This is a genomic window from Flavobacterium chungangensis, assembly GCF_042654045.1.
GTDB classification, from domain to species: domain Bacteria; phylum Bacteroidota; class Bacteroidia; order Flavobacteriales; family Flavobacteriaceae; genus Flavobacterium; species Flavobacterium chungangensis.
On the sequence record NZ_JBHSFY010000008.1, the window covers coordinates 212249 to 237616 of the forward strand.

The following is a 25368-nucleotide window of genomic DNA, read 5'->3' on the forward strand; positions in this document are numbered from 1 at the left end:
AACTGAACTCATAACTCATAACTCATAACTTCTTTTTACCTTAGCCAATATTTAAAAATTATGATGCTAATCCGTTATTTATCCCAAGTAGGGAAATATTTTTTAATGCTGAAAGAAATTTTCAACAAACAGACTAAATGGCCTGTTATGAAAAATCTAATCCTAAAAGAAATTGATGATCTTATTATTGACTCACTAGGAATTGTTTGCTTTATCTCTTTTTTCATCGGAGGAGTTGTTGCCATTCAAACAGCATTAAACTTAACCAATCCTTTAATTCCAAAATATTTAATTGGTTTTGCTACACGTCAATCTGTAGTTTTAGAGTTTGCCCCTACTTTTATTTCGGTAATTATGGCCGGAAAAATGGGGTCTTACATTACTTCAAGTATCGGAACAATGCGAGTTACAGAACAGATTGATGCGTTAGAAGTTATGGGAGTTAACTCCGTAAACTATCTTGTTTTTCCAAAAATAATCGCTTTATTAATGTATCCTTTCGTAATCGGGATTAGTATGTTTTTAGGAATTTTTGGTGGATGGATGGCTTGTGCTTACGGAGGATTTTCAACTGGTGCAGATTTTATTATGGGAGCTCAAAAAGATTTCATACCGTTCCATATTACTTATGCCTTTATTAAAACTTTAATCTTTGCCATGCTATTGGCAACAATCCCGTCTTTTCACGGGTATTATATGAAAGGTGGTGCATTAGAAGTTGGTAAAGCAAGTACAACATCATTCGTATGGACTTCTGTTTGTATCATTCTTTTTAATTATATATTAACTCAATTATTATTAGGATAATGATAGAAGTAAAAAATATAGAAAAATCATTTGGGGATAGCAAAGTTTTAAAAGGCGTTTCGACGGTATTTGAAACTGGAAAAACCAACTTGATTATTGGACAAAGTGGATCTGGAAAAACAGTTTTATTAAAAACGCTATTAGGAATTCACACACCAGATTCAGGAACAATTGAATTTGACGGAAGAGTATATTCTGATTTAGACAAAGATGAAAAACGTGATTTGAGAACTGAAATCGGAATGGTATTTCAGGGAAGTGCCTTATTTGACTCGATGACTGTTGAAGAAAATGTAGCTTTCCCGCTAAAAATGTTCACTAATAACAACAAAGCGCAAATTAAAGAACGAGTTGATTTTGTTTTAGAAAGAGTAAATCTAATCGATGCACACAAGAAACTGCCTTCTGAAATTTCTGGAGGTATGCAGAAACGTGTGGCTATTGCTCGCGCAATTGTAAACAATCCGAAATATTTGTTTTGTGATGAACCTAACTCTGGTTTAGATCCAAATACTTCGACTTTGATTGATAACTTGATTCAAGAAATCACAAAAGAATACAATATTACAACTGTAATTAATACTCACGATATGAACTCTGTAATGGAAATCGGTGAGAATATTGTTTTCTTAAAGAAAGGTCTGAAAGCTTGGCAAGGAACAAAAGAAGAAATCTTTACGACCGACAATGAGGCAGTAGTTAAATTTGTTTATTCTTCAAACCTTTTCAAAAAAGTAAGAGAAGCCTATTTGAAAGGCTAGTCCTTTTAAAAATTCCAATATTAAAAATCCCAAATTCCAATTGTAGTAAACTTTGGAATTTGGGATTTTCTATTCATTCTTACTTTAGAATTTAATTGATCAATTCCACTTCCGCATTCGGGTTAAAAAGATAAGTCTTTCCAGAGCTAATTTCTAAACACTCAAAACGCTTTGTTCTAACGGCTATTTTTTTAAAAACTTTACCATTTTTAATTCTAAAAACACTTCCGTACGGAATTTCAAACACGTAATTTTTATCATTTTCCTTGTCATATTGTTTTAAAGCCAAAGACAAAGTGGTATCGGTATCACTACTCGCTGAAGGATTCTTGAAATGCCTTGCCAAAAGAGGCAATATCTGTCCTGGAAATATTTCTGGCCGAATAAACGGAACCATTAAACGCTGAAAAGTATATTTCCATTCATTCCCATGCGGTTTTATATTTCTTCCGAATTTCTCAAAAGCAACCAAATGCGCAATTTCATGAATCAGCGTAATTAAAAAACGATACTTATTCAAACTTGCGTTAACCGTAATTTCATGCTTTCCACTTGGTCCTCTCCTATAATCTCCGTGACGCGTCTGACGCTCGTTTACAATTTTCAAGTGAACCTGATTGGCCACTATCAAATCGAAAACAGGTTTTACTGCGTGTTCAGGAATATATTTAGCTAAAGTTTCGCTCAATTTAAAGTTAAAAGTTATTTGTTAGACGTTTTAAAATTGGAATTTGGATTTTTTATTTTGGAATTTAATTTACGGATTTGTTGAAGAAACTTCTAAAACTTTTCCGTTAAAATATTTATTGCCATTTAATGTGAAATCATAAATATAAGTTGCCATTCCTTCGGCAGAAATAGGCGCTTGATAACCAGGGAAAGCTTCATTAAGCATTTCGGTCTGAACAGAACCCAAAGCCAAAACATTAAATGAAATTCCTTTTTCTTTATATTCTTCAGCCAATAATTCAGTTAAAGTAATTACGGCTCCTTTACTCGAACTGTAAGCCGCTAATCCAGCAAACTTTAAGCTTCCGCGAACTCCACCAATTGAACTAATTGTTACAACATGACTTCCTTTTTCTAAATACGGAATACAGATACGAGTTAAATTGGCAACAGCAAAAACATTCACTTTATAAAGATTTTCAAAATCTGCCTGTGTCGTTTGCTCAAAAGGTTTTAAAAGCAAAGCTCCTGCATTATGAACCACTGCATCTACTTTTTTCCATGTTGAAGAAAGAAAATTGTCAACCTGATCCAAAGCCGTTTCATCTGCCAAATCAACAGACAGACAAGTTACATTTTGATGTTCTAAAAGTGCTTGCGGTATTTTTCTGGAAATGGCCAAAACCTGATGACCTGCTTCGGCAAATTTCAAGGCTAATTCGTAACCAATTCCTCTGCTTGTTCCTGTAACGATAATATTTTTCATGTAGCAAAAATAATCAAATGCTGTAAAACAGCCTCTTATTTGTTCATGGTTATTTCTTGCATTGGCGAAACCGCAATTTTGGTTACTGCAGGCAATAATTCTTGTGTGAATGCCGTGATATGAGGAATATCCATTAATTTAAATTCGTCTGAAACATGGTGATAGTAATCAAAATTTTCGAAGTCAAAAGTACTTAGGGATTGGCATGGTTTTCCAAAAGCTTGAAAAAACGAATAATTATCAGAACGATAGAATAATTGATACTCTGCTTCTTTCGGTAAAAATCCGATGGTGTTTTTTCCTGTGTATTCGTTTATTTTTTGCGCCATATTCGATTTATCAAAACCAGTTATGTAAGCCAAATAATCTCGTTTCATTGGCACACCAATCATTTCTATGTTTAATTGTGTATAAAGATTGAAATTTTGTTTTTTCAATTTCTCTACTAAACTTTTTGAACCTAGTAACCCTTTTTCTTCTCCAGCAAAAAATACAACTAAGATGCTTCGCTTATTCGCTTTAGTTTCGCTAAAATATTTTGCCATTGCCGCTACAGAAGTTACGCCCGAAGCATCATCGTTTGCGCCATTATTTATTTTATCGGCCTGTTCTTTTTTCTCTAAACCAATATGATCATAATGCGCACTCAAAACAACAAATTCTTTTTTTAATTGAGGATCTGTTCCTTCAATAACTCCAACAATGTTGAAAGCTGGCAAATCAAAATTGGTTAGAGTATCACGATAGGTTTTAAAATAGGGTTTGATTTTATTTTTCTTTAAAAAGTCTTCCAAGAAAACTGCAGCTTTTTCAATTCCTTGCGTTCCTGTCTCACGGCCTTCCAATTCATCAGAAGAAAGGTATTTTAAAAAATCTGAAATTTCAGATTCTTTTACTTTATAGCTAATCTCTATTGGTTTTGAATCTGCTTTTGCTCCACTTTCATTTGAAGTTGAAGTTCCCGATTTACACGCTAAAAAAATAAATGGAAGCAAAAAGTATAGCTTTCTCATGGTTTTCTGTTTTTATTGATGATTGATAATAAATTTTATTGGACTATAAACTTATGAAAAGTAATAGAATATTCATAAAAAAACCCTTTCAACTAAAAGCTGAAAGGGTTTAAAATATATTCTTAACATTCTTTATCCAGCAATAACTGCTCTAGAAATTACGATTTTCTGAATTTCAGAAGTTCCTTCGTAAATCTGAGTAATTTTAGCATCACGCATGAAACGCTCTACGTGGTATTCTTTTACATAACCATTTCCTCCGTGAATTTGAACAGCTTCAACTGAAGTATCCATTGCAACTTGCGAAGCAAATAATTTTGCCATTGCACCGCTCACGTCGTAATTTTTATTATTGTCTTTATCCCAAGCCGCTTTCATACATAAATGACGGGCTGCTTCGATATTTACTGCCATATCTGCCAATTTGAAAGCAATTGCCTGATGGTTGCAAATTTCAGTTCCAAAAGCTTTACGTTCTTTAGAATATTTTAAAGCCAATTCATAAGCTCCAGAAGCAATTCCTAATGCTTGAGAAGCGATTCCGATTCTTCCGCCAGCAAGAGTTTTCATTGCAAATTTAAATCCGAAACCATCCTCACCAATTCTGTTTTCTTTTGGAACTTTAACATCAGAAAACATTAATGAATGTGTATCAGAACCGCGGATTCCCATTTTCTGTTCTTTAGGGCCAACTGAAAAACCTGGCATATCTTTGGTCATAATCAAAGCATTGATTCCTTTGTGCTTTAATTCTGGATGCGTTTGTGCAATTACTAAATATACAGATGCTGTATTTCCGTTTGTAATCCAGTTTTTAGTTCCGTTCACTAAATAGTGGTCTCCCATATCAACCGCAGTTGTTTTTTGAGAAGTTGCGTCACTTCCTGCTTCAGGTTCACTTAAGCAAAAAGCTCCGTGAATTTCTCCAGAAGCCAAACCTGGAAGGTATTTTTGTTTTTGCTCTTCAGTACCATATTCTTGTAATCCCCAACAAACTAATGAATTGTTTACAGACATTACAACAGATGCAGAAGCATCTACTTTAGAAATTTCTTCCATTGCAATAACATAAGAAATAGCGTCTAAGCCGCTTCCTCCATATTTAGGATCAACCATCATTCCCATAAATCCAAGCTCACCCATTTTTTTGATTTGCTCAGTTGGAAAAGTCTGGTTTTCGTCACGTTCAATAACTCCCGGCAATAATTCATTTTGAGCAAAATCTCTTGCAGCCTGCTGAATCATTAAATGTTCTTCGGTAAGATTAAAATCCATAGTAGTATTCTTTAAAGTTTTTTCAACCAAATTTCAAAAATAAATTTTAGCTGATGGTTTTTTATGTTTTTGTTTTTTTTGAGCTCCTAAAACTTTTCAGTTCAAAGGCTTCCAAAGATACTTTTTAAAAGTCTAATTTACAATGCGCGCATATAAAATTAATAGATCAGCAAAGATTGCGATAACGTTTTCGTGATTATTTAGCTTTTTCTTCAAATCAGCATTAATCTTGCAACAATTCTTTTAAAATTTAAAAGTCAATTTTTCTTTTTAAAGCATAAAAAACGAACATTTTTGAAGCATTTATATCAGTCAATCCTTAAACAATTCTTAAAGCACGTAAAGCTACGTAAAACTAGTCTTACTAATTTGATTTTTAATACAATAGAAAAATTAAATGTATATTTTACAGAAAAAAAACATTCTAAAAATGAACCAAATATTAATAAATTACTATTATTTTTGCCTTAAAAATAATAAATTGATAGAATATGAAAAAGATTTTACTTTTACTGATAGTCCTTTTAAGCTTACCATTTTCTACTGTTTCGGCACAAACTCAAATCGAAGTTAACGGTGTGACAGTTCCTAGAAAAATAGAATTTCAAGGCAAGTCATTACAGTTAAACGGAGCAGGCGGAAGATCAAAAATGTGGCTGGAAGTATATGTTCAGGCATTGTATCTATCTCAATTAGCTCAGGATCCGCAATTCATTATTGATAGCGATACTGAAATGGCTGTTAGAATCGAAATTACTTCTTCTATGGTTTCTTCAAGCAAACTGACAAAAGCAATGAACACAGGTTTTGAAAAATCTGCAGGAGCAAATCTTGAACAATTACGCCCTAGAATCGAACAGCTGAAAAGCTTTTTAAGTGACGCAATTACAGAAAAAGATGTATTTGTTTTAGCTTACAACCCTTTTGACCAAAATGTTTACGTTTCTAAAAATGAAGTTTTGAAAGGAAAAATTCCTGGATTTGATTTCAAAAAAGCATTATTCGGAATCTGGCTTTCTGACAAACCAGTTGACGAAACTTTGAAAAAACACTTATTAGGACAATAGTTCTTAATTTTCTAAATATTCAAAAAGCCGAAAACCTAATAGTTTTCGGCTTTTCTTTTTTGTTTGGTAAATTTGCTGCAAAATACATTATTCGCATTATTCTATTTTATACATTTACGCAAAATAAACATATCACAACAAAATGAAAGATTTATTACAACAATTTGAAAACAAAGCACCTGAAATTGTTTTCAATTGGAAAGATTCTGAAACAGAAGCCGAAGGGTGGACTGTTATTAATTCACTTCGTGGAGGAGCTGCGGGTGGAGGAACAAGAATGAGAAAAGGCTTAGACATGAACGAAGTTTTGTCATTGGCAAAAACTATGGAAGTTAAATTCTCAGTTTCTGGTCCTGCAATTGGAGGAGCTAAATCTGGAATTAACTTTGACCCAAACGATCCTCGCAAAAAAGGTGTTTTGCAACGTTGGTACAAAGCCGTTTCTCCGTTATTGAAAAGCTATTATGGAACTGGAGGAGATTTGAATGTTGATGAGATTCACGAAGTTATTCCAATGACAGAAGAATGTGGTGTTTGGCATCCGCAGGAAGGTGTTTTCAATGGACACTTTAAACCAACAGAAGCTGACAAAATTAATAGAATTGGTCAATTGCGTCAGGGTGTAATTAAGGTTATCGAAAACCCTAAATTCTCTCCAGACGTAACTAGAAAATATACAGTTGCCGATATGATTACGGGTTATGGCGTTGCCGAAGCGGTTCGTCATTTTTATGCAACTTACGGCGGAGACATAAAAGGTAAAAAAGCAATCGTACAAGGTTTTGGAAACGTAGGTTCTGCAGCTGCTTTTTATTTAGCTGAAATGGGTGCAAAAGTAATCGGAATCATCGATCGCGACGGTGGATTAATAAAAGAAGAGGGTTTTTCTTTTGAAGAAATTAGAACGTTGTTTTTAAACAAAGACGGAAATAAACTGGTTGCAGATAATATGATTCCGTTTGAAGAAATCAATTCTAAAATCTGGACTATTGGTGCTGAAATTTTCACACCTTGCGCTGCTTCAAGATTGGTGACTCAAACACAAATTGACAGCTTAATCGCAAACGGATTGGAAGTTATTTCTTGTGGCGCAAATGTTCCTTTTGCTGACAAAGAAATTTTCTTTGGTTCTATTATGGAAGAAGTAGACCGTAAGGTAAGTTTAATTCCAGACTTTATTTCAAATTGCGGAATGGCAAGAGTTTTTGCTTATTTCATGGAGAAAAAAGTTCAAATGACAGATGAGGCAATTTTTAATGACACATCAGATACAATTAAAAATGCGATTGTAAAAGCTCATGCTTTAAGTCAATCAAAAACAAATATCAGTGCAACAGCTTTTGAAATTGCATTAAAACAGTTAGTATAGATTTATTTATATCTCAATCTAAACGAGCCGCATTATTGTTGGCTCGTTTTTTTTGCTATAGATTTTTAACGCAAAGTACGCTAAGTTATTTTAATATTGGAACGCAAGCAATATCTAAATATTAAGTTCGCAAAGCTATGTGTACATCTAGCTTTGCGAACTTCAATCGAAGATTTAATCAAATTTGAGACAAATAAAACTTTGTGTTTCTTTGCGTAAAACTTTGCGAACTTTGCGTTATAATTACAACCATTTTTTTAACGCAAAGCACGCTAAGTTATTTCTCGCGAAGTCGCGAAGTCACAAAGAAACTAAAAAAAGAAAAATTTCGCGACTTTGCGAGATTTAAAAAACAAACCGCTTTGCGAACCTTGCGTAAACCTTTGCGAACTTTGCGGTTAAATTCTCTCTTTCATTCTAAACAATTTTTACTACTTTTAAACGTTTTTAAAATAATACATTTCAAAATTCAGAATTTAAATGAGTTCCTCTATTTCTTCAGATCAAAAGAAATCATTGCTATTCACAATCGCTATTTATGCGGTAGTTATTGCGTTGCTGTTTTTTATACGTTTTTGGCCTCCATATAATCCTGAAAATAATGTTGCCCTTGCTGATGGCGGCGGAGGTGGCGGAGGCGTGACTGTAAATTTCGGAGACAGCGATTTAGGCTCTGGCGCCAATTATAAAAGCGAAGTTCTGGATGTAAAAAACAATGTAAAACAAGCTCCCGCAAAAGCAACTCCTGAAGAAGAAGCTATAATTAGTCAGGAAAATACAACTGCTGATAATGATGTTGTTATTCCGACCAAAGAGAAGCCGAAAAAACCTGTTCCTGTTGAAAAACCGATACAAAAACCTGTACCAGAAAAACCAAAAGTTTCCAACTCAACAAATGATGCTTTAGCCAGCATTATGAAAGGTTCTAATAAAGGTGGCGATGGAGATGATAAAGCAGCTGGAAATAAAGGAAAAGCAAACGGAAGTTTAAACTCAAACGGATATTACGGATCTGGTGGCTCTGGCGGAGGAACTGGAGGCGGTAACGGAACCGGAAATGGCATTGGCACAGGAAGCGGTTACGGAGCCGGAAGTGGCGGAGGATCTGGCGGAGGATCTGGATATTCTTTAGGAAACAGAAAAGCCCTTTCTAAACCTGCACCAAAATATACTTGCAACGAAGAAGGAAAAGTCGTTGTTGAAGTAAGCGTTGACCAAAACGGTAAAACAATAAGTGCGACTGCAGGAATTAAAGGAACAACTAATACTGCAAAATGTTTACTAGATCAAGCAAGAATCGCAGCAATGAATACCAAATGGGAATCTGATAGTGATGCTCCTGCAAAACAGGTTGGGAAAATTATTTATAATTTTAGTTTGGATTAAAAAACACGAATTTACTTCGTCTGTTCGCCCTTCGGGCTCGAGTCACAGATTTACACTAAATCTGCTATTATAAAAAAGGCTTTCAGAAATCTGAAAGCCTTTTTTGTTGCTTTTATTCTAATTTACTATTAAACTTGTCATCCTGAGCGAAGTCGAAGGACACACAAGTACTTCCGCAAAGAGAATCATCAATCTTTGTCGAGCTTCTAGCGTGTCCTTCGACTTCTCAGGATGACAAATTATTGCGTAAAATTAGGTTCTGTTCGCGTGAGGGATAGAAGCTAGCTACCGAAGTAGCGCGGATAGCCCGACCATACCGAGATAAAAAGGCGTATATACGCAAAGTATATTTGCCTTTTTATCTCGGTATGGTCACGCCCTAATATTAAATTTATTTCGGACTTGTAGCAATTACAAACTTCAGATTGTTCTTTACTCCTATTTGCAAAACATCTACTAAATCTTGAACTTGCAGATTAAACGGAATTCGAACTACAACAGTTTGTTCTTTGTCTGTTCCTATTTTTGACATTAAACTCGTTTCTAGATTTTCAAAATCTACTTCCTGTTTGTCAATGTAGAACTTTTTATCTTCGGTAACCGATAAACTAATTAATTGTTTATTGGTCTTTTCATTTGCTTTAGCTTTTGGCAATGTCATCTTAATCACATTCGGATTTGCCAGTGTTGAGATAATTAAGAAAAACAACAGCAGGAAAAACATGATATCGCTCAAAGATGAAGTCGCAACTTCGGCGTGAAATCTTCTTTTTCTTTTAATAGACATGGCTTATGCTCTTTGAATTATATTGACAAATTCTAAAATCTGTTTCTGAATTTTTAAAGCAAAATTATCAATTTTTCCGTTTAATAAGTGGTAAGCGCTATAAGCAATAATACCTACAATTAATCCAGAACCAGAACTGATCATTTTTTCGTATAAACCTCCAGAAATGTTTCCGATGCTAATGTTTTCTGTAACCGAAATGCTATAGAAAATTTTAATAACCCCAGAAATCGTTCCAATGAAACCTAACGTTGGCGCAATACCAGCAATAAGTCCAAGATGACCTAAATGTCTTTCCATTTCGCCAATTTCGATATCGGCAGCGCGGTCCATGTTGGCTTCAATTTCTGAAATTGGTCTTCCGATTATCAAAACACCTTCTTTTAAAATATTTCCGGCCGCAGTATTATTTCTTTCTACAATTGTTCTTGCTAATTCAATATTCCCAGAATGCAATTTTTCACCAATATCTTGCATCAATCTGCTATCAATTTTAGATGCTCGGCTAATGTACATATAACGTTCAAAAATCAAGTAAATAGTGTAAAACAATAAAATCGCAATCGGAATTAGGAACACTCCCCCTTTCATGATGAAACCAAACATTGAAATTTCATTTTGTGGTGCTGCAATCTTCTCGATCACTACATTTGAAGCATTTGCGATTGTATCTGTTTGTAACTGAATAAAACTAAACATATATTAATTCTGGTTTTTAATAATTAATTCTAAAAAATATTTGAAATTTGCAATAAAGATAATTTTCGCTGTAATATTAAACTACAAAAATCGAAATTTATTTCAATGAACAACCATTTTATCTAAACAAATGAACTATCAAGAGACCACCAATTGGATGTTTAATCAACTTCCAATGTACCAATTGCAAGGTGCTTCGGCGTATAAAGAAGATTTAACGAATATTAAATTGTTGGCGGCTCATCTTGATAATCCGCAAAACGAGCTAAGGTGCATTCACGTTGCGGGGACAAACGGAAAAGGTTCTACCTCGCATATGCTTTCGTCTGTTTTACAAGAAGCAGGTTATAAAGTCGGATTATATACTTCTCCGCACTTGAAAGATTTCAGGGAAAGAATAAAAATAAACGGTAGAGAAATCGCAGAAGAATTCGTGATTGAATTTATCGCAAAACACAAAGATTTTTTTGAAGCCAATGATATGAGTTTCTTCGAAATGTCAGTCGGTTTGGCTTTTGATTATTTTGCTGCAGAAAAAGTAGATATTGCGATTATCGAAGTTGGTTTGGGCGGAAGATTGGATGCTACTAATATTATTACGCCTTTGGTTTCGGTAATTACCAATATTGGTTTAGACCATACACAATTTTTAGGAAATACATTGGAAGCGATTGCAGGCGAAAAAGCGGGAATTATAAAACCCAATGTTCCTGTTGTTATTGGCGAATATACCGATGAAACGAAACCGGTATTTTTGGCTAAAGCCGAAGAAAACAACGCACCGATTTCTTTTGCTTCAGATTTAATTGATCAGATTTATTTGTCTGATTTGATTGGAGATTATCAGTTTCATAATAAAAAAACGGTTCAGCAGGCGATTTCTATTTTGAATAATGAAACCAATTTTAAAATTTCTATCGAACAGTTGAAAGAAGGTTTATTGCATGTTGTAAAAAATACGGGGTTGCAAGGCAGATGGCAGCAATTGGGAGAAAACCCAAAAATTATTTGCGACACTGCTCACAACAAACATGGATTAACGGTTGTAATGAATCAGCTGAAGAATGAGAAATACGAGAAACTTCATATTGTTTTAGGAGTTGTAAATGATAAAGATTTGGATTCTATTTTGCCGCTTTTCCCAAAAGAAGCGCAATATTATTTCTGCAATCCAGATTCGTCACGGGCTTTGCCTGCTGAAACTTTAAAAAATGCGGCTGAAAAATTCAGTTTAATAGGAGAAAAATACGATTCTGTTGTTATCGCTTTCGCGGAAGCGAAGAAAAATGCTTCAGAAAATGATTTTATTTACGTTGGTGGAAGCACTTTTGTCGTTGCCGAATTACCTTTGAACTAAAATATACTTTTGATCTAGAAAAAACTTTAAAAAATTCATTTTAATAACAAATTCATAAACAAATAGATATGAGTTATTTTTAAAAAAGTTTTATTTTTTATTCTTTTTTCTTTGCAGGACTCGAAAACAAGCGTATATTTGCACTCGCAATCACAAACGATAGCAACCTAGTAAAATAGGGCGATTAGCTCAGCTGGTTCAGAGCACCTCGTTTACACCGAGGGGGTCGGGGGTTCGAACCCCTCATCGCCCACAAAAAAACTCCTTAAGAAATTAAGGAGTTTTATTTTAAATAAGAGGACTGAAAAGAATATTTAAAAATTCATAAAAGTTAAAAATTGTTTGCAGAACTCAAAAACAAACGTATATTTGCACTCGCAATCACAAACGATAGCAACCTAGTAAAATAGGGCGATTAGCTCAGCTGGTTCAGAGCACCTCGTTTACACCGAGGGGGTCGGGGGTTCGAACCCCTCATCGCCCACAGAATTCCAAAAACTCCAAAGTCATTTGATTTTGGAGTTTTTTTTATGCTGTATATTTTATCCCAGGTATTAATTATAAATATTTTGAAATGGAAAAGCACATTACATCAAAAACAATAGGAAAACTCAATCAGAATAGTGATTTTTCAGATTGGTGGGAAAGCACTGAAATAAAAATTCCTTTCCTAGATAATCGAAAGCTAAAAATTACATTTATGGATTTTGAACCAGAGTATGACAAAAAATTCATTGAAGAAGCAGATCAGGCTTTGACAAATTTTCTTAAAATGAATATTGAAGACCGAAATTTAATATCTGAATTAGCATATCAAAACTGTATGGATTTTCTTGATTTGATTGAATATGATGAAGCAGATGATTCACTTAGAGAAATACAGAATACAGATGAAATTTGGGAGTTCATTTATCCAGAAAAAATTTATATTTCAAGAAGATATAAAAACGATAAGGATGTTTATATAAGTATTGCCTGCAATTGTGATTGGGAACAAGAACATGGACTCCAATTAGTATTTAGACAAGGGAAAAAGTTAACCAGAATTAGTAGTCAAGACGGTCATTTAACTGAAGCAGATGCTTATGCAAAACCAGATTCTCAGGATAAACTATTGAGTGAGTTTTAATTTTAAAAAAACATTAAAAAAAAGCCAAAAAACTTCTTAAGAAAGAAATTAAGGAGTTTTTTATATCTTTTTTCAGCATTGTCATTTCTAGGAACGAGAAATCACACTGTAAATAACAACCATTTTGTAAGCACAAATAACAACTGCACTTTTAATCCACTTGATAAAGCTGTAGAACCTTATGAACGCTTAATCCAAGCCGAAAAAGATAAAGTTGAATATCTCGAAAAAATAGCAAAAGGAAAATAATCTTTTTAAAGGATAAAAAAACTCCATTAGAAATAATGGAGTTTTTTTATCCTTTAACTTTTTTTATTTGCCCAACTCTTTGTCAATTTCTTTAATAAGCTCAACTGCAAGTGGTTTTGTATTTTCTTTATAAACCCTTATGTTATTTTTACCAAGTTTAACAAGATATGAAAGTGTCTTTTTATATTTTGGGTCTGAGTATAATTCTTTTTCTGGCTTATCGGCATTTTCTATTTCTTTATCAAAACACTTAAACAAAAATTCAGTATACATTTTATCTACTTCATTAGCCGCTGGCACATATATCTGGTAATAGTTTAAGATTTTCTGTTTTAGTTTTTCGTCTTCAATGTAGCCAAGTTTACCACTAGACTTAAAACTTTCATAATTACCTATAGTCAATGTTTGCCCATGTGAATGAATTGGAAAATTAACTTTACTTTTAGATCTATAAATACTGTCCAGTTGAGAAGTGGTTAATGCCAAAATTTTTTCGTATTCTGCGTTTGTTTTTTGGTATGCGTGTATTTCTCTATCGATACTTTCTATATCATTCTTTAAATCGTTCTTTAAATTAGCCAGAAACACAGATACTTCTTCTTGTTGATGTCTATGCTCGCTCCAACTGTGCAACCATATCGAAAGCGTCACAGCAAAAACGATTATAAATATTTCTATAATGATCTCTTTTACTTTCTCACCTACTGTGTGTTCTGGTTTTTTCACTGCTTTGTAAATTTTGTTTGAATGTTTGGTTATTTCTTCCTGCATAATTTAGTTTTGTAATTTTAATTCTAGTTGTTATTTGTAGTTTATTTTAGTCTGCTATTTAATTCTACGAGTTCAAAAGCGAATATAATACTATTTGCAAAATCTCTTATTAATTTCTTAAATTCCACATAAAACTTTTCTTAAATAGTTAAAATAAAAAACAAAAAAACTCCTCAATTTCTTAAGGAGTTTTTCTACGCTTTTAGACTTTAACAATCTGCCATTATTGCTTTTGTATTTTCTCACATACTTTTTCAAGAAGATTCTTAGTCTGTTTGAAATATCTCATTTTATCATCAATCTCTTTTATTTTGGCTTGAAAAAGCTCGAGCGTTTCGGGTTTTGAGTCAGTCGTTTCGAACCAGCTAATCAATATTTTTTTTATTTCTGCTAAAGTAAATCCAACTTCTCTTGCTTCTATAATAATTTCTAAACGTTCAATAGTATTAGCATCGTAATGTTTATAGTTATTAGATGTCACCTTTTCATCAGTCAATCCTTTGATCATTCCTAAGTTCTCGTAATATCTAATAGTATGGATCGACAATCCTGTCTTTTTTGATAGTTCGTTTACAAGCATAACATTTATTTTTTTTCAGTAAAAAACAACAAAGTATAGAGTGTAGTCTATACTATTTGGTTGCAAATATACTAATTGTTTTTAGTTTTAAAATTTTAAACCATAAAAAATGAGAGAAAAACAATTTTCGAAACAGAAAACACAACAGAATTAAAATGTTTTCATAAAAAAAATCCATTATTTCTAATGAAGTTTTTGTTTACTTTTATCAAAACTTCCAAAATGAGCAACGTCATTAAAAAAATCAAAATTGCGGCTTTTATTATCGCATTAACAATGTGTAACTATTTTTACGCTCAAACAAATAAACCGGAAACCGAACTAGATGTTTTATTTCAAAAAGCACTTCAATCGAAAACTTTTAACGGAAATGTTTTAGTTGCTAGAAAAGGGAAGATCATATACGAAAAGGCTCTCGGTCAAGCCGATGCGAGCAACACAATACCATTAAATAAAAATTACCGTTTTCATATTGGTTCAATTGCTAAAGAGTTTAACGCTGTTGGAATTATGATGTTAAAAGAGCAAGGGAAATTAAAACTTAACGACTCAATTTCTAAATTTCTTCCTGAACTTCCATCTTGGGCTAATAAGATTAAGATTATCCATTTGCTTCAGTACACCAGCGGACTTCCTCAAATAAAGTGGAATGAAGTCAATCAAGATTCAGACAATATGGCTTTTCTGCAAAAGACCTTAAATTTAGATTTTGAACCGGGAACTCAATACGATTACAATAACAATAATGTGTTTTTACAAAGACGTATTATTGAAAAAATCACCAACATGAGTTTTAATTCTTTTGTGATGAAGAAAATCTTAAAACCTATCGGAATTAAAAATGCAGTTGTAGATCCTGACGACAAAGAACCTCTTTTTGCAAAATCTTTTAATAAAGAAGGTAAACAAGATCTTCTTAAATATAACATTTCGGGTTGGACTGCTTTAAATCTAACAGATTTTTACAAATGGTCTGAAGCTATTAATTCTTTTAAAATTATTAACAAGCAATCTACACATGAACTTTTTGAACCTTTTTCTAAAGACAATCAAACAGGTCTTGGGAGTGGAACTATCGAAAACGGAAAAGTAACGAGTCACATACACGATGGTGCCGCTTTTAATTATCAGGCTTTATTAATCAGTAATCCTAATTTGACGATTATTCTAATGACCAATAACAAACAAAATAATTTGGAGGAAATTAGTAATTCAATAGAATCCATACTAAATAAATAGCATTCCTTTCTCAATAATAAAAAAACTCCATTATTTCTAATGGAGTTTTTTTTATTACACTAATTGTTATTTTACTCTTACTAAATCTAAGTCCTGAAAATCAAAACTAAAATCAATGTTTGGAGAGATGCCTTTCATTTTAATAGATTGAGCTTTGCCATTTTCATCCAAAGAAAACAGGGCCATTGCATCACAATTCATCGCTTGATATTCCCATTTTATGGCAAATGTATTAGCATTATAAAAAGCCATTGGACCATTTAATTTAGGTGAACGGTATGATTTAAACCATAATTGTTTATTTTTTTCAAATACTTCAATTTCACCAAACCATTTATCAGCATAAACACCAATAAAATCTTCATTTTTTATTTTTACATTTTTTGCCAGCTTTACTTTTTCCCATACTTTTTTGGTTACATCATCACCCGAATTTCTGTCTTCACTCATCCATTGTACCAATTTATCGGTCCATCCAAAATCATCTAAACCTAAATAACTATCAGAAATGGTATTGCTAACTGCTGTAAAAAGTCCTCCACCTCCATTTTCAGTATTGGTTAAAATTACAATCCCAAAATTCAAATCTGGATACATGGTTACAATAGAGAGCATTCCAGGCAAACCTCCAGTATGTGATACTTTTAAATTTCCCTTTTCGTCTGATAATTGCCAGCCTAAACCATAACCATTAAAATGAGAATTATATCTCGGATTTTGATCTGTTTCTTGAACCGTATGTATTCTCCACATTTCATTGTGATTTTTTAAGGAAAAAAGCGTCGTTTTCAAATCTGGTCCGTACTGACCTTTATTCAAACGAACTATCATCCATTTCGCCATATCTTGAGCATTAGAAAACATACCACCCGCAGCGGCATTAATTTGATCATTAAACCCTTCAATTTTCTTTATCGTTCCAGATTCAGACGAATGCGAAACTGCAAAATTAGATGTATCTTTTATTAAACTACTTCCAACAAAAGTATTGTTCATTTGTAAAGGAGCAATGATTCTTTTTTGCACAAATTCCTCATAACTCATACCGCTTACTCTTGCAATTATTTCGCCAGCTACGATATAAAGCAAATTATCATAATCCCATTTCGTTCGAAAAGCTGAAACAGGCTTAAAATGCTGAAAACTTGTCAAGACATCTTTAATGGTAAAATTAGTACCGTCAGGAAAAAACATCAAGTCACCTGCTCCCAATCCTAATCCGCTACGATGAGTCAGCAAATCTTGTATATTAAAATTCTCCGTCACATAATCATTATACATTTTAAATTCAGGAGCATAATCTTTTACCTTATCGGTCCATTTTAATTTTCCTTCATCCTCCAAAATAGAAAGCGCTGCCGTTGTAAATGCTTTGCTATTTGAGGCAATTTGAAAATTAGTATTTTCATTTACAGCTTTTTTGGTTTCTATAGAACTAACTCCGTAACCTTTTAAATGAATTATTTTTCCATCTTTAACAACTGCAATTGATGCTCCCGCTACTTTAAATTTCGCTAAGGCAGATTCCATCAATACATCAATATTTTGTGATGTTATTTGACTAAAGGCGGTTGCTGACGAAAAACAGATACAAATAACTAATACTAAATAACTATTTACTTTTTTCATTTATAGATTTAATTAATGTTTCCAATTCCGTTTTTTTCTGGTTCACAATTATCAATTGACTTTTATCGTCTAAAAGAATTTTCTCTACAAATTCTTTATCAGGATTTGCTTTCCAGTTCTCCAATTCTTTAAACTTATTCTTTAGTAGTTTAATTTTTTCCTTACTGTCTTTTGAAATAATCACCATTTTAGTCAGCGGTGTATGCTTCATTTTTTCAATACTGCTCTCCGTAATTTGATCTTCATATTCTGTTCTGGAACGATAACGAAACATTTTATTTATAACCTTAAAATCTTTTTCATTTTCTGTAATCACATAACGGTACGTCATGATATTATTCAATTCATTTATCCAATCTGGAAAATTGGTTTCGTAAAGCTGAATATAACTATCTATAAAATTCTTATCAATTGGTTTCTTTTGATCGATATATTCTTTAGCTAACGGATAAATCTGCTTTGCCATCAAATTGATGTATTTATTACTATACCAATCTCCCGAATCTATTTTGCCCTCTAATTCTGCATAAACATAACCATTACCCAATACCGTCGCCAGAACTTCATTCAATAATTGATAAGCGTAATTACTGCACGTTGATTTATTCGTTTTGAAATAAGTGTCGATTTTTTCTTTTACTTCTAGAGATTGTTCGTCGTAAATGATATGATACGTTTCATGCATCATTACACTAAATAAATCTTTATGCGATTTTAAGTCGGTTTGAATAGCACTAACGAAATTATTGCAAAATGCAGAGGCAGTAAAACCTTTTGAATTAGGTAAAGGATAAAAAGCCGCTTCAAAAGGGATTGAATTATCCCAACTGGAATCGTAAAATACTAATCCCGTTTTAAAATAATTTTCAATCTCGTGATCGCTAGAATATTTTTGAATTTCATCTAACTGTTTTTCAAACTTTTCTTTGTTCGGATTATAGATCAATTCATTATAAATAGGAGTAAATTCTGAAATACATTCTCCTAAATCACTCAATGTTTTATTGGGAATCATTCCTGCAGAACGAATTTTGAAATCATTTAAATTATCTGTCTCTATTAAATTCTTTTTTAAGATATCTTTTGTCTGCATTGTTTTCTTTGAGCCATACGGAAAATCTTCGAACCGAAAACTATACGAAATAGACAATTGATCAAATTTTGAGATTAAGCTTTTATACTTCTCGACATTGTACTTTGATTTTTGAAATTCTGTTTTAAAAATATTATCTGGATAATAATCAGATAAATTCTCTAAGAACACAAAAACCGCAAGTTGTTCAGAATATTTGATTTTAAAAGAAGGATTTTGCCCAAATGAAAGTGAACTTAATAATAAAAAAATCAGCCAAAGTGTATTTTTCATGCAATTTCTATTAGCAGTAAAAGTTTAGATTTCGAATAACGTTTTATAAATATAAGATATTTTACAAGCGCCTGTTTCGTTTCTTTTTAGATGTTACAACTTCTTTAATCAAACCTCGTTCTAAAAGCATTTTGTTGTAAAAACCTTCGCGAAGTTTTTCAAATTCTTCTTTCAAAAGAAAAAGTAACTTTTCTGATTCGTTTGGATTTTCGAGTTTTTTCAACATAATTCCAATTCCTGAATTATGCGAAATTCCGTCACGATTAATAACAAAATGAAGTCTGCTGGAATCTTCCATAAAAAAATCGGAATAGTACTTTTTTAATTGCAATTCTTTCTGATTCATTAAAAGATCTATTAGTTTTTTGATTTCAGTAGGCAATTCAAACCCCAATAAACTTTCAATTTCTTTACTATCTTTTTCTCTTGTATAAAAGCCAATTTCTCCCCTGCATTCATAATAAATATCAACGAAAATTTCAAATCTTAAGAGACGTTCTGTCCAGCCATCTGAGTAAATATAGGAAAGAAGATATTCTTCATCTAAAACATAATAGCCCGATTCATCAGGTTTTTGAATTTCTAATCGGTTAAAGCCCATTTACTTTTATTTTGTTGTTTTTAAATGATGCCGTTCCTAAAATTTCACTAATCCTTTTTTTTAGACATCTTTTTCTCGGCTCCAACATCTCCGAATTGGTTCTGTATTTTGAACAACGAAATTATTTTTTTGTATTATATTCTTCTGCAATATCACTCCAATCATCATTCCATGTACTCTCAAAATAAATATCTGCCTTCTCCCAATCTTTTGCGTCCCAATCTTCTCTTTCATCAACTAGTTTCAATTTTTCAGACTTAATTTTTTCAATTATCAAATTTAGAAAATCTTCAAAGTTGTCTGCGATTACCGAAACTGGCTCAGGATCTCCGCATGGAAGATAGATAATCTGGCCTAAAATACCGTCTGTATTTGGAATAAAATCTATACAAAGAAAATTTCCCGAGCCATCATGGGCAAATGGAATTCTTTTAGTGGAATACAAAATATCGGTAATTTTTTTAACCTGATTAATAGCTTCAGGTTTTGTATCGGGAGCATTTTTAAAAAATAGCCATTCTCTTTTAACTTCTTCAATACCTAAATATCCAAATCCTCCCAAGAAACCCAAACTTCTTTTTTCTCCGTTATAAGTTTTCAATAATTGAATATAAGATGCAGGCAATTTTTGACCTGTAAATTTTTCCAGTTCCTGTATTTCAACATCGGTTGCTCCTTTATTCATAAAACGATCAAAAATATCAAGCTTACTTTTACAAACATTAATTAAACTAACTGTTACTTCTGTTTTCATTTTAGATTGATTTTTTTTGATTTGTGCTTTTGAATAATTAAAAAACAATGTAAGTATTAAAATTAAGTAATATTTTTTCATCTTAAATTTTATGATATTGAAAGATTATCCTTTTAACAATCATTTTTTTCTCCTGTCTGTCAAATATTTTCTGAATGGTTTATCATAAACATTCATTACGAAATAAGCAAAACCAACTAAAAGTATTACACTCGCTGTTACGATACATGTAAGCTGCATTGTGTTTGGTTTATAATTGACAAAGTAATTTCCGAACATCCATAGTACAGCATAATGTGTCATATATAACGGATATGAAATGTTACCCGAAAATGTGCATATCTTTTTCAAACAAGGTTTTAAATGAGCGCCAGCACCCAAAGAAATTAATAACGGAAAGTAAAATAAAACCACAAAAGGTTCAGTCAGCCAATTCCACTCTGAAAAAGGCATTACAAAAGCCAAAAGCAATAAGATAGTCAATCCGGCAAATCCCAATTTATTTTTGATAATCCAATTGGATCGGTAAATAAGCAATCCGGCCAAAAAAGAGTACGATATTCTGGCGCAGCCGTCCCAAAAAGTTGGTCCACTCCATCCGCCTATTAAATTTCCAGAACTATATCCAACATAACAAATTGCAAATGCAGAAATTAAAGTAAGAACAACTAAAAAGTTTTTGCGAATTTTATAAAGTACAAGTGCATAAACGATATTAGCAATATATTCCCAAAAAAGAGACCATGCGGGCGCATTAAAACTAAATAAATTAAATCCGCGATCTTCAATAACTGGAAACGGAATAAGAAATAGAGAACAAATAAATGTCAAAATAATTTTTCCTGTACTGTATAATTCCAAATGTCCTCCAAACGGATCGAACAAGAAAGCCAACAATCCTAATATTGACCCAGCAATAACCAACGGATGCAATCTTATAATTCTTGAGATAAAAAAATTACGAAGTCCCATTTTTGCAATACGATCATCGTAAGCATATCCTATTACAAATCCCGAAAGGCAAAAGAAAAAATCGACAGCCAAAAATCCGTGTCCTATAAAATTCTGACTTGGATCAGTAAAAATCCATTCCATAAAATGAAAAACAACAACAGCAAAAGCTGCAATGCCTCTTAATCCGTCTAAAATTTCAAAATGTTGTTTAGTTTCAAGAACTGCTGTAGTTGACTGGCCTGTACTCATTAGATTGTAATAAACTTATAATTTAGGTAATTTGGTATCGTTGCAAGTTCTACAAATAAATATTCAAATCAAAATCAGATGTATTCAATTCAGTTGTTAAATTTTTGAAGTTTCACATTTAAATAACTTTTTGCACTTTTTCACGGAATGATTTTTTCTTAATTTTACCGAAAATAAAATTTTATCATGAGTTTTAAAGGTTGTCTTCCTCCTCCAGTAAATTAATAATGCTTCTTTAGTATTGACACTTGACTGAATCTTCAGTCCCATTAGTTGTGTCTTTACCTCAATCACGTTATTAATATTCAAAAAATATCCTTCAAAAAAAGGATAGACAACTTCTTATGAAAAAATCCTATTTGATACTGCATTCTGCAGTTTTACTTGCTGGTTTTACTGGCGTTTTCGGAAAACTTATTTCGCTTAACGAAATTACTTTAGTTTGGTATAGAGTATTATTGGCTTCTATTATTCTCTTTTTTATTTTAAAAGTTTATAATCTTAAAATGCTAAAGTCATTTTCTGAAGCAGTAAAAATTTCTAAAGCTGGAGTCTTGATTACCATTCATTGGATTTTCTTTTACGCCAGCATTAAATATTCCAATATATCAATTGGGGTTGTTTGCTATTGTCTTACCAGTTTTTTTACAGCTTTCTTTGAACCTATTCTCAATAAAAAAAGATTCAATCTAACTCAGGTTTTATTAAGTATGTTAACCTTATTAGGAATAAGCTTGATTTTTCATTTTGATTCTTCTTATCAACTTGGAATTTTACTCGGAGTAATTTCTTCTGCATTTGCTGCCTTGTACACTATTTACAACGAAAGACTAGTACAATTTTATGACAGCAAGCTCATTAATTTTTATCAGATGCTTGGAGGAACTTTAGTTTTAGGCCTTGCTCTTCCGTTTTATTTTTACAATTTTCCAGAACAGGTTTTTATTCCGAACTTAAAAGACATTTTCTATTTATTAATTTTAGCTTCATGCTGTACTGTTGCTCTTTATGTAATGTTTGCAGAATCCCTTAAAAAAATCCCTGCGTTTACCATAAATCTAACATTCAACTTAGAGCCAATTTATTCGATAATATTAGCCTTTTTGTTTTTTAATGAAGGCCAGTCGGTCAATTTCTCTTTTTACATAGGAATAAGTTTGGTTATGACTTCCGTTCTTTTCCAATCTTTAATTTCTATTCGAAAGAAAAACACCAGCAAAGAGCAAATCTCTTAGAATAATAAAAACAAAAAACTCCTTTGTATAAAAGGAGTTTTTCTTTTTATTTATTTTTTTAATCATTCAATCCTTTTCCGTCTAGAATCCGCCCAGTATTTTTTTCTACTCTAGCTTCTCTAGTTTTAGATTGTTTAGGTTGAGAAAAATGGAGTAAATAGGCTCGCTGCCTTCCAGGAGTTAAAGCGTAAAAAGCTTTTTTAAAATCAGCATCTGAATCAAATTTATGCTGAAGCTCTTCTGCAATTTCAAAATCGGAAACTTTTTTCAGTTCTACTTTTTGTCCCGATTTCTCAATTTCGGCCGCTTCAAAAATATACTTTTTTAGAATTTCTTTTTTAGCTAAAATATCTTGAACATTCGTAAATCGAACTTGACGAGCCGCCTGTACATTATCTGATTGTTGGATCAAGATATTATCAGGATCTTTCATTAAAGCACCTTTGAAAAACAAAAAAGCACAATATTCTTTAAAATAATGAATTAATACAATATTTGCTTTTTCAAAAGTATAACAAGGAGATCCCCATTTCAATTCTTCAGACAAATGACAGTCTAAAACAATTTCTCTCATTTGTTCAATTTCGGCTCTCCATTTTTCAGCTTTTTCGAAATAAAAATCAACTTTAGAGTTTGTACTATGTTTGGTCATAACGAGTTAATTTATAAATATAAATTTAGCATTTTTATATATTTAAATTTCAAAACCTTTAATAATTCCTCTTTTAGATTGACGAACGAAATTTAGAATTTTATCTCGTTCAACCGTTTGCTCAAATTCTTGATTGATTATATCCACAGCAAATTTTGTATTTCTCTTCTCTTGAAATATAATTCTATAAATTGATCGAATCTCGTCAATTTTTCGAGAATTAAATCCTCTTCTTTTTAATCCAACAGAATTTACTCCCGCAAACCTCAATGGTTCATGTGCAGCAACCACATAAGGAGGAACATCTTTAACTACTCGGCCTAAACCACTAATCATAGCATGTTCACCAATAACAGAAAATTGATGTATAGCAGTTAATCCACTTATATTTACCCAATCCTGAACAATTACTTCACCAGCCACTCCGACACTAAATCCAATAATAGAATTATTACCAATTACACAATCGTGCCCAATATGCGCATTAGACATAATCAGATTGGAATTACCAATACAGGTTTTACCTTTAGAGATTGTTCCCTTATTAATAGTCACAAACTCCCTAATTATATTATTGTCTCCAATTTCAAGAAGAGTATATTCTCCCTTAAATTTCAAATCCTGAGGTACGCCGCCCAAAACAGCATTAGAATGGATTTGACAATTTTCTCCTATTCTCGATCCGCTTAAAATCGTTACATTGTTACCTATCTGCGTATTATCGCCAATTACGACATCTTTCTCAATAGTCACACCATTTCCTATGAAAATGCTATTACCTAGAATAGCATTTTTATCAATAAAAGTTTCTTTCAATTTTTGCATCTTTAGTTAGCTACAAAAGTTGAAAAAACCTAAATATTTTTTATTGATGTAATATCAAATAATTGATGCACGAATTCTGCTCAAAGTTTCTTGGCTTACGCCAATTAATGACGCAATATGCTTCAATTTGGCTTTTTTAATAATTTGCGGAAATGACTCTAAAAGAAATAAGTATTTTTTCTCTGCAGTCATTAAACGAAATAAATGATTAAACTCATTTATATTTGAAAGGTAGTAGCGAAGTTGCTTAATATGAAATTTTATAAATATAGGATATTCTAATAAAGCTTGTTCATCAGAATAAGAAAGTGAATAGACAATTGTTTCTTCACAAGTTTGAAAATTTTCAAATGAAGGTTTCTGTTCAAAAAAACTACTCATTGAAGTCACAAATTGATTATCGGTATAAATCCACTTCGTAACTTCTATCCCGTCTTCAATACAAAATCTTCTAATCGCACCCGATTTAATGAAATAGATTTTATTGCAAACTTTACCCTCTTCAACAATAAACTCGCCTTTTTTAAAAGTTTCTTCGAAAAAACTTTCTTTAATAGCAAGCTCTGTCTCCGAATCTAATTTCTCAAAACTATTTATAATCTCAATTAGCTTTTCCATCCATTATTATTTCATAATAATCAAATTTAAAGCGAATTTAAGAGAAAAGCTAAACCTAATAACAAACCATTCTTTTTAGTAGATTTTAAGGACTTTAAAGATCTAACAATGATAATTTGAGGTAGCGCCTTTACGAATAAATATTAACCGAATTAAAGCGCAAAAATTAAATCAACAACAAATAATTATATTTTTATGGCGTTTCCCTGCGGGCCGTGCTGTCCGCTGTATCTTTTGCGGATGGATTTTTAGGGGAAAAAGAAGCCCTCCGCGCCCCGCAAAAGGATGCCGCTTCCATCACTAACGCGGCACCTGATTAATCTGAAGCCATTATCCCATCATGTTCGGTCAGATCAAAACTTCCAAAAAACACAAAACCCCATCCGGTTTGGATAGGGTTTTCAAAAGAAAGGCGACGACATACTCTCCCACAAAACTGCAGTACCATCTGCGCAGGCGGGCTTAACTTCTCTGTTCGGGATGGGAAGAGGTGAGCCCCGCCGCAATAACCACCTTAAGGCTATTCGCTGCAAGCAGCTTTTAATCATTAATTGCCATTAT

General features: G+C 32.4%; 25 protein-coding genes, 2 tRNA genes, 1 rRNA gene and 1 pseudogene. 12 read left to right on the plus strand and 17 right to left on the minus strand.

Translation table 11 applies throughout. From position 1 onward, the window contains the following. Positions 1-60: 60 nt before the first annotated feature. Together ACFO3N_RS14830 and ACFO3N_RS14835 are read left to right on the plus strand one after the other, a co-directional pair. Complete coding sequence (locus ACFO3N_RS14830) at positions 61-807, plus strand: MlaE family ABC transporter permease (RefSeq protein WP_095931814.1); 747 nt, start codon at positions 61-63, stop codon at positions 805-807. Continuing rightward, positions 807-1568 carry an ABC transporter ATP-binding protein gene (locus ACFO3N_RS14835; protein WP_095931813.1) on the plus strand — a complete coding sequence of 254 codons (762 nt, stop codon included), beginning with the start codon at positions 807-809 and terminating at the stop codon, positions 1566-1568. The genes ACFO3N_RS14830 and ACFO3N_RS14835 overlap by 1 nt, the downstream gene beginning before the upstream one ends. A 91-nt stretch (positions 1569-1659) precedes the next feature. Here ACFO3N_RS14835 and ACFO3N_RS14840 read toward each other — a convergent pair whose 3' ends face one another. The 4 genes from ACFO3N_RS14840 to ACFO3N_RS14855 all read right to left on the minus strand — a co-directional run bounded on the left by ACFO3N_RS14840 (position 1660) and on the right by ACFO3N_RS14855 (position 5291). Next, entirely contained in the window at positions 1660-2256 is a 597-nt protein-coding gene (locus ACFO3N_RS14840; RefSeq protein ID WP_379798888.1) for a SprT-like domain-containing protein, read from the minus strand. A 69-nt stretch (positions 2257-2325) separates the two neighbouring features. After that, positions 2326-3003, minus strand: coding sequence for an SDR family NAD(P)-dependent oxidoreductase (locus ACFO3N_RS14845; protein WP_379798890.1), 678 nt, complete (start codon positions 3001-3003; stop codon positions 2326-2328). 35 nt (positions 3004-3038) lie between these two features. Next, the gene (locus tag ACFO3N_RS14850; protein ID WP_379798892.1) at positions 3039-4016 is read right to left on the minus strand and encodes a M20/M25/M40 family metallo-hydrolase; all 978 of its coding nucleotides are present in this window, start codon (positions 4014-4016) and stop codon (positions 3039-3041) included. A gap of 132 nt (positions 4017-4148) precedes the next feature. Next, on the minus strand, positions 4149-5291 hold the full coding sequence (locus ACFO3N_RS14855) for an acyl-CoA dehydrogenase (RefSeq protein WP_250837507.1): 1143 nt from the start codon (positions 5289-5291) through the stop codon (positions 4149-4151). Positions 5292-5782: 491 nt separating this feature from the next. Here ACFO3N_RS14855 and ACFO3N_RS14860 point away from each other — a divergent pair, with 491 nt between their 5' ends. The 3 genes from ACFO3N_RS14860 to ACFO3N_RS14870 all read left to right on the plus strand — a co-directional run bounded on the left by ACFO3N_RS14860 (position 5783) and on the right by ACFO3N_RS14870 (position 9113). Continuing rightward, positions 5783-6358 (plus strand): chalcone isomerase family protein, encoded by a 576-nt coding sequence (locus ACFO3N_RS14860; RefSeq protein ID WP_379798894.1) that lies wholly within the window; start codon positions 5783-5785, stop codon positions 6356-6358. A 142-nt stretch (positions 6359-6500) separates the two neighbouring features. Beyond that, positions 6501-7727, plus strand: a complete 1227-nt coding sequence (locus ACFO3N_RS14865; protein WP_379798896.1) for a Glu/Leu/Phe/Val dehydrogenase dimerization domain-containing protein — start codon at positions 6501-6503, stop codon at positions 7725-7727. A 480-nt stretch (positions 7728-8207) separates the two neighbouring features. Beyond that, on the plus strand, positions 8208-9113 hold the full coding sequence (locus ACFO3N_RS14870) for an energy transducer TonB (RefSeq protein ID WP_379798898.1): 906 nt from the start codon (positions 8208-8210) through the stop codon (positions 9111-9113). A 391-nt stretch (positions 9114-9504) separates the two neighbouring features. On the opposite strand, the gene ACFO3N_RS14875 is transcribed toward ACFO3N_RS14870, so the two are convergent. Both ACFO3N_RS14875 and ACFO3N_RS14880 read right to left on the minus strand, forming a co-directional pair. Further along, a complete protein-coding gene (locus ACFO3N_RS14875; RefSeq protein ID WP_008464192.1) occupies positions 9505-9900 on the minus strand; it encodes an ExbD/TolR family protein in 396 nt (131 codons plus the stop codon). 3 nt (positions 9901-9903) lie between these two features. Further along, positions 9904-10599 carry a MotA/TolQ/ExbB proton channel family protein gene (locus ACFO3N_RS14880; protein ID WP_250837511.1) on the minus strand — a complete coding sequence of 232 codons (696 nt, stop codon included), beginning with the start codon at positions 10597-10599 and terminating at the stop codon, positions 9904-9906. Positions 10600-10729: 130 nt separating this feature from the next. On the opposite strand from ACFO3N_RS14880, the gene ACFO3N_RS14885 reads away from it, so the two are divergent. The 5 genes and pseudogenes from ACFO3N_RS14885 to ACFO3N_RS14905 all read left to right on the plus strand — a co-directional run. Then, positions 10730-11956, plus strand: a complete 1227-nt coding sequence (locus ACFO3N_RS14885) for a bifunctional folylpolyglutamate synthase/dihydrofolate synthase (protein ID WP_379798900.1) — start codon at positions 10730-10732, stop codon at positions 11954-11956. A 178-nt stretch (positions 11957-12134) separates the two neighbouring features. Further along, positions 12135-12209: transfer RNA gene (locus ACFO3N_RS14890), tRNA-Val, on the plus strand. 156 nt (positions 12210-12365) lie between these two features. Then, positions 12366-12440 (plus strand) — tRNA-Val (locus ACFO3N_RS14895). A 90-nt stretch (positions 12441-12530) separates the two neighbouring features. After that, positions 12531-13085 (plus strand): DUF6985 domain-containing protein, encoded by a 555-nt coding sequence (locus ACFO3N_RS14900; protein WP_379798902.1) that lies wholly within the window; start codon positions 12531-12533, stop codon positions 13083-13085. Between the two features lie 132 nt (positions 13086-13217). Beyond that, a pseudogene (locus tag ACFO3N_RS14905) lies at positions 13218-13334 on the plus strand (transcriptional regulator); the annotation flags it as partial. Positions 13335-13397: 63 nt separating this feature from the next. Here the strand turns inward: ACFO3N_RS14905 and ACFO3N_RS14910 are convergent. Together ACFO3N_RS14910 and ACFO3N_RS14915 are read right to left on the minus strand one after the other, a co-directional pair. Continuing rightward, positions 13398-14105 carry a DUF6090 family protein gene (locus tag ACFO3N_RS14910; protein ID WP_379798904.1) on the minus strand — a complete coding sequence of 236 codons (708 nt, stop codon included), beginning with the start codon at positions 14103-14105 and terminating at the stop codon, positions 13398-13400. Between the two features lie 223 nt (positions 14106-14328). Further along, a complete protein-coding gene (locus ACFO3N_RS14915; RefSeq protein WP_250837517.1) occupies positions 14329-14685 on the minus strand; it encodes a MerR family transcriptional regulator in 357 nt (118 codons plus the stop codon). 222 nt (positions 14686-14907) lie between these two features. Between ACFO3N_RS14915 and ACFO3N_RS14920 the strand changes: the two genes are divergently transcribed. Beyond that, a complete protein-coding gene (locus ACFO3N_RS14920) occupies positions 14908-15924 on the plus strand; it encodes a serine hydrolase domain-containing protein (RefSeq protein ID WP_379798906.1) in 1017 nt (338 codons plus the stop codon). Between the two features lie 66 nt (positions 15925-15990). Here the strand turns inward: ACFO3N_RS14920 and ACFO3N_RS14925 are convergent, their stop codons facing one another. The 5 genes from ACFO3N_RS14925 to ACFO3N_RS14945 form a co-directional block, all read right to left on the minus strand. Continuing rightward, the gene (locus ACFO3N_RS14925) at positions 15991-17553 is read right to left on the minus strand and encodes a serine hydrolase (protein WP_379798908.1); all 1563 of its coding nucleotides are present in this window, start codon (positions 17551-17553) and stop codon (positions 15991-15993) included. Continuing rightward, a complete protein-coding gene (locus ACFO3N_RS14930; protein WP_379798910.1) occupies positions 17537-18919 on the minus strand; it encodes a hypothetical protein in 1383 nt (460 codons plus the stop codon). The genes ACFO3N_RS14925 and ACFO3N_RS14930 overlap by 17 nt, the downstream gene beginning before the upstream one ends. A 61-nt stretch (positions 18920-18980) precedes the next feature. Beyond that, the gene (locus ACFO3N_RS14935; RefSeq protein WP_320495857.1) at positions 18981-19520 is read right to left on the minus strand and encodes a hypothetical protein; all 540 of its coding nucleotides are present in this window, start codon (positions 19518-19520) and stop codon (positions 18981-18983) included. Between the two features lie 121 nt (positions 19521-19641). After that, positions 19642-20274 (minus strand): SMI1/KNR4 family protein, encoded by a 633-nt coding sequence (locus ACFO3N_RS14940; protein WP_320495855.1) that lies wholly within the window; start codon positions 20272-20274, stop codon positions 19642-19644. A gap of 120 nt (positions 20275-20394) precedes the next feature. Next, positions 20395-21477, minus strand: coding sequence for an acyltransferase family protein (locus ACFO3N_RS14945; protein WP_379798913.1), 1083 nt, complete (start codon positions 21475-21477; stop codon positions 20395-20397). A gap of 344 nt (positions 21478-21821) precedes the next feature. Here ACFO3N_RS14945 and ACFO3N_RS14950 point away from each other — a divergent pair, with 344 nt between their 5' ends. Continuing rightward, entirely contained in the window at positions 21822-22712 is an 891-nt protein-coding gene (locus ACFO3N_RS14950) for a DMT family transporter (protein ID WP_379798916.1), read from the plus strand. A 58-nt stretch (positions 22713-22770) separates the two neighbouring features. Here ACFO3N_RS14950 and ACFO3N_RS14955 read toward each other — a convergent pair whose 3' ends face one another. The 4 genes from ACFO3N_RS14955 to rrf all read right to left on the minus strand — a co-directional run bounded on the left by ACFO3N_RS14955 (position 22771) and on the right by rrf (position 25324). Then, complete coding sequence (locus tag ACFO3N_RS14955; protein WP_379798918.1) at positions 22771-23364, minus strand: YdeI/OmpD-associated family protein; 594 nt, start codon at positions 23362-23364, stop codon at positions 22771-22773. 42 nt (positions 23365-23406) lie between these two features. Further along, entirely contained in the window at positions 23407-24189 is a 783-nt protein-coding gene (gene lpxA, locus ACFO3N_RS14960; RefSeq protein WP_379798920.1) for an acyl-ACP--UDP-N-acetylglucosamine O-acyltransferase, read from the minus strand. A 54-nt stretch (positions 24190-24243) separates the two neighbouring features. Beyond that, positions 24244-24807: a Crp/Fnr family transcriptional regulator gene (locus ACFO3N_RS14965; protein WP_379798922.1), complete on the minus strand. Its 564-nt coding sequence runs from the start codon at positions 24805-24807 to the stop codon at positions 24244-24246. A 407-nt stretch (positions 24808-25214) separates the two neighbouring features. Continuing rightward, positions 25215-25324 (minus strand): 5S ribosomal RNA (gene rrf / locus ACFO3N_RS14970). Positions 25325-25368 lie beyond the last annotated feature (44 nt).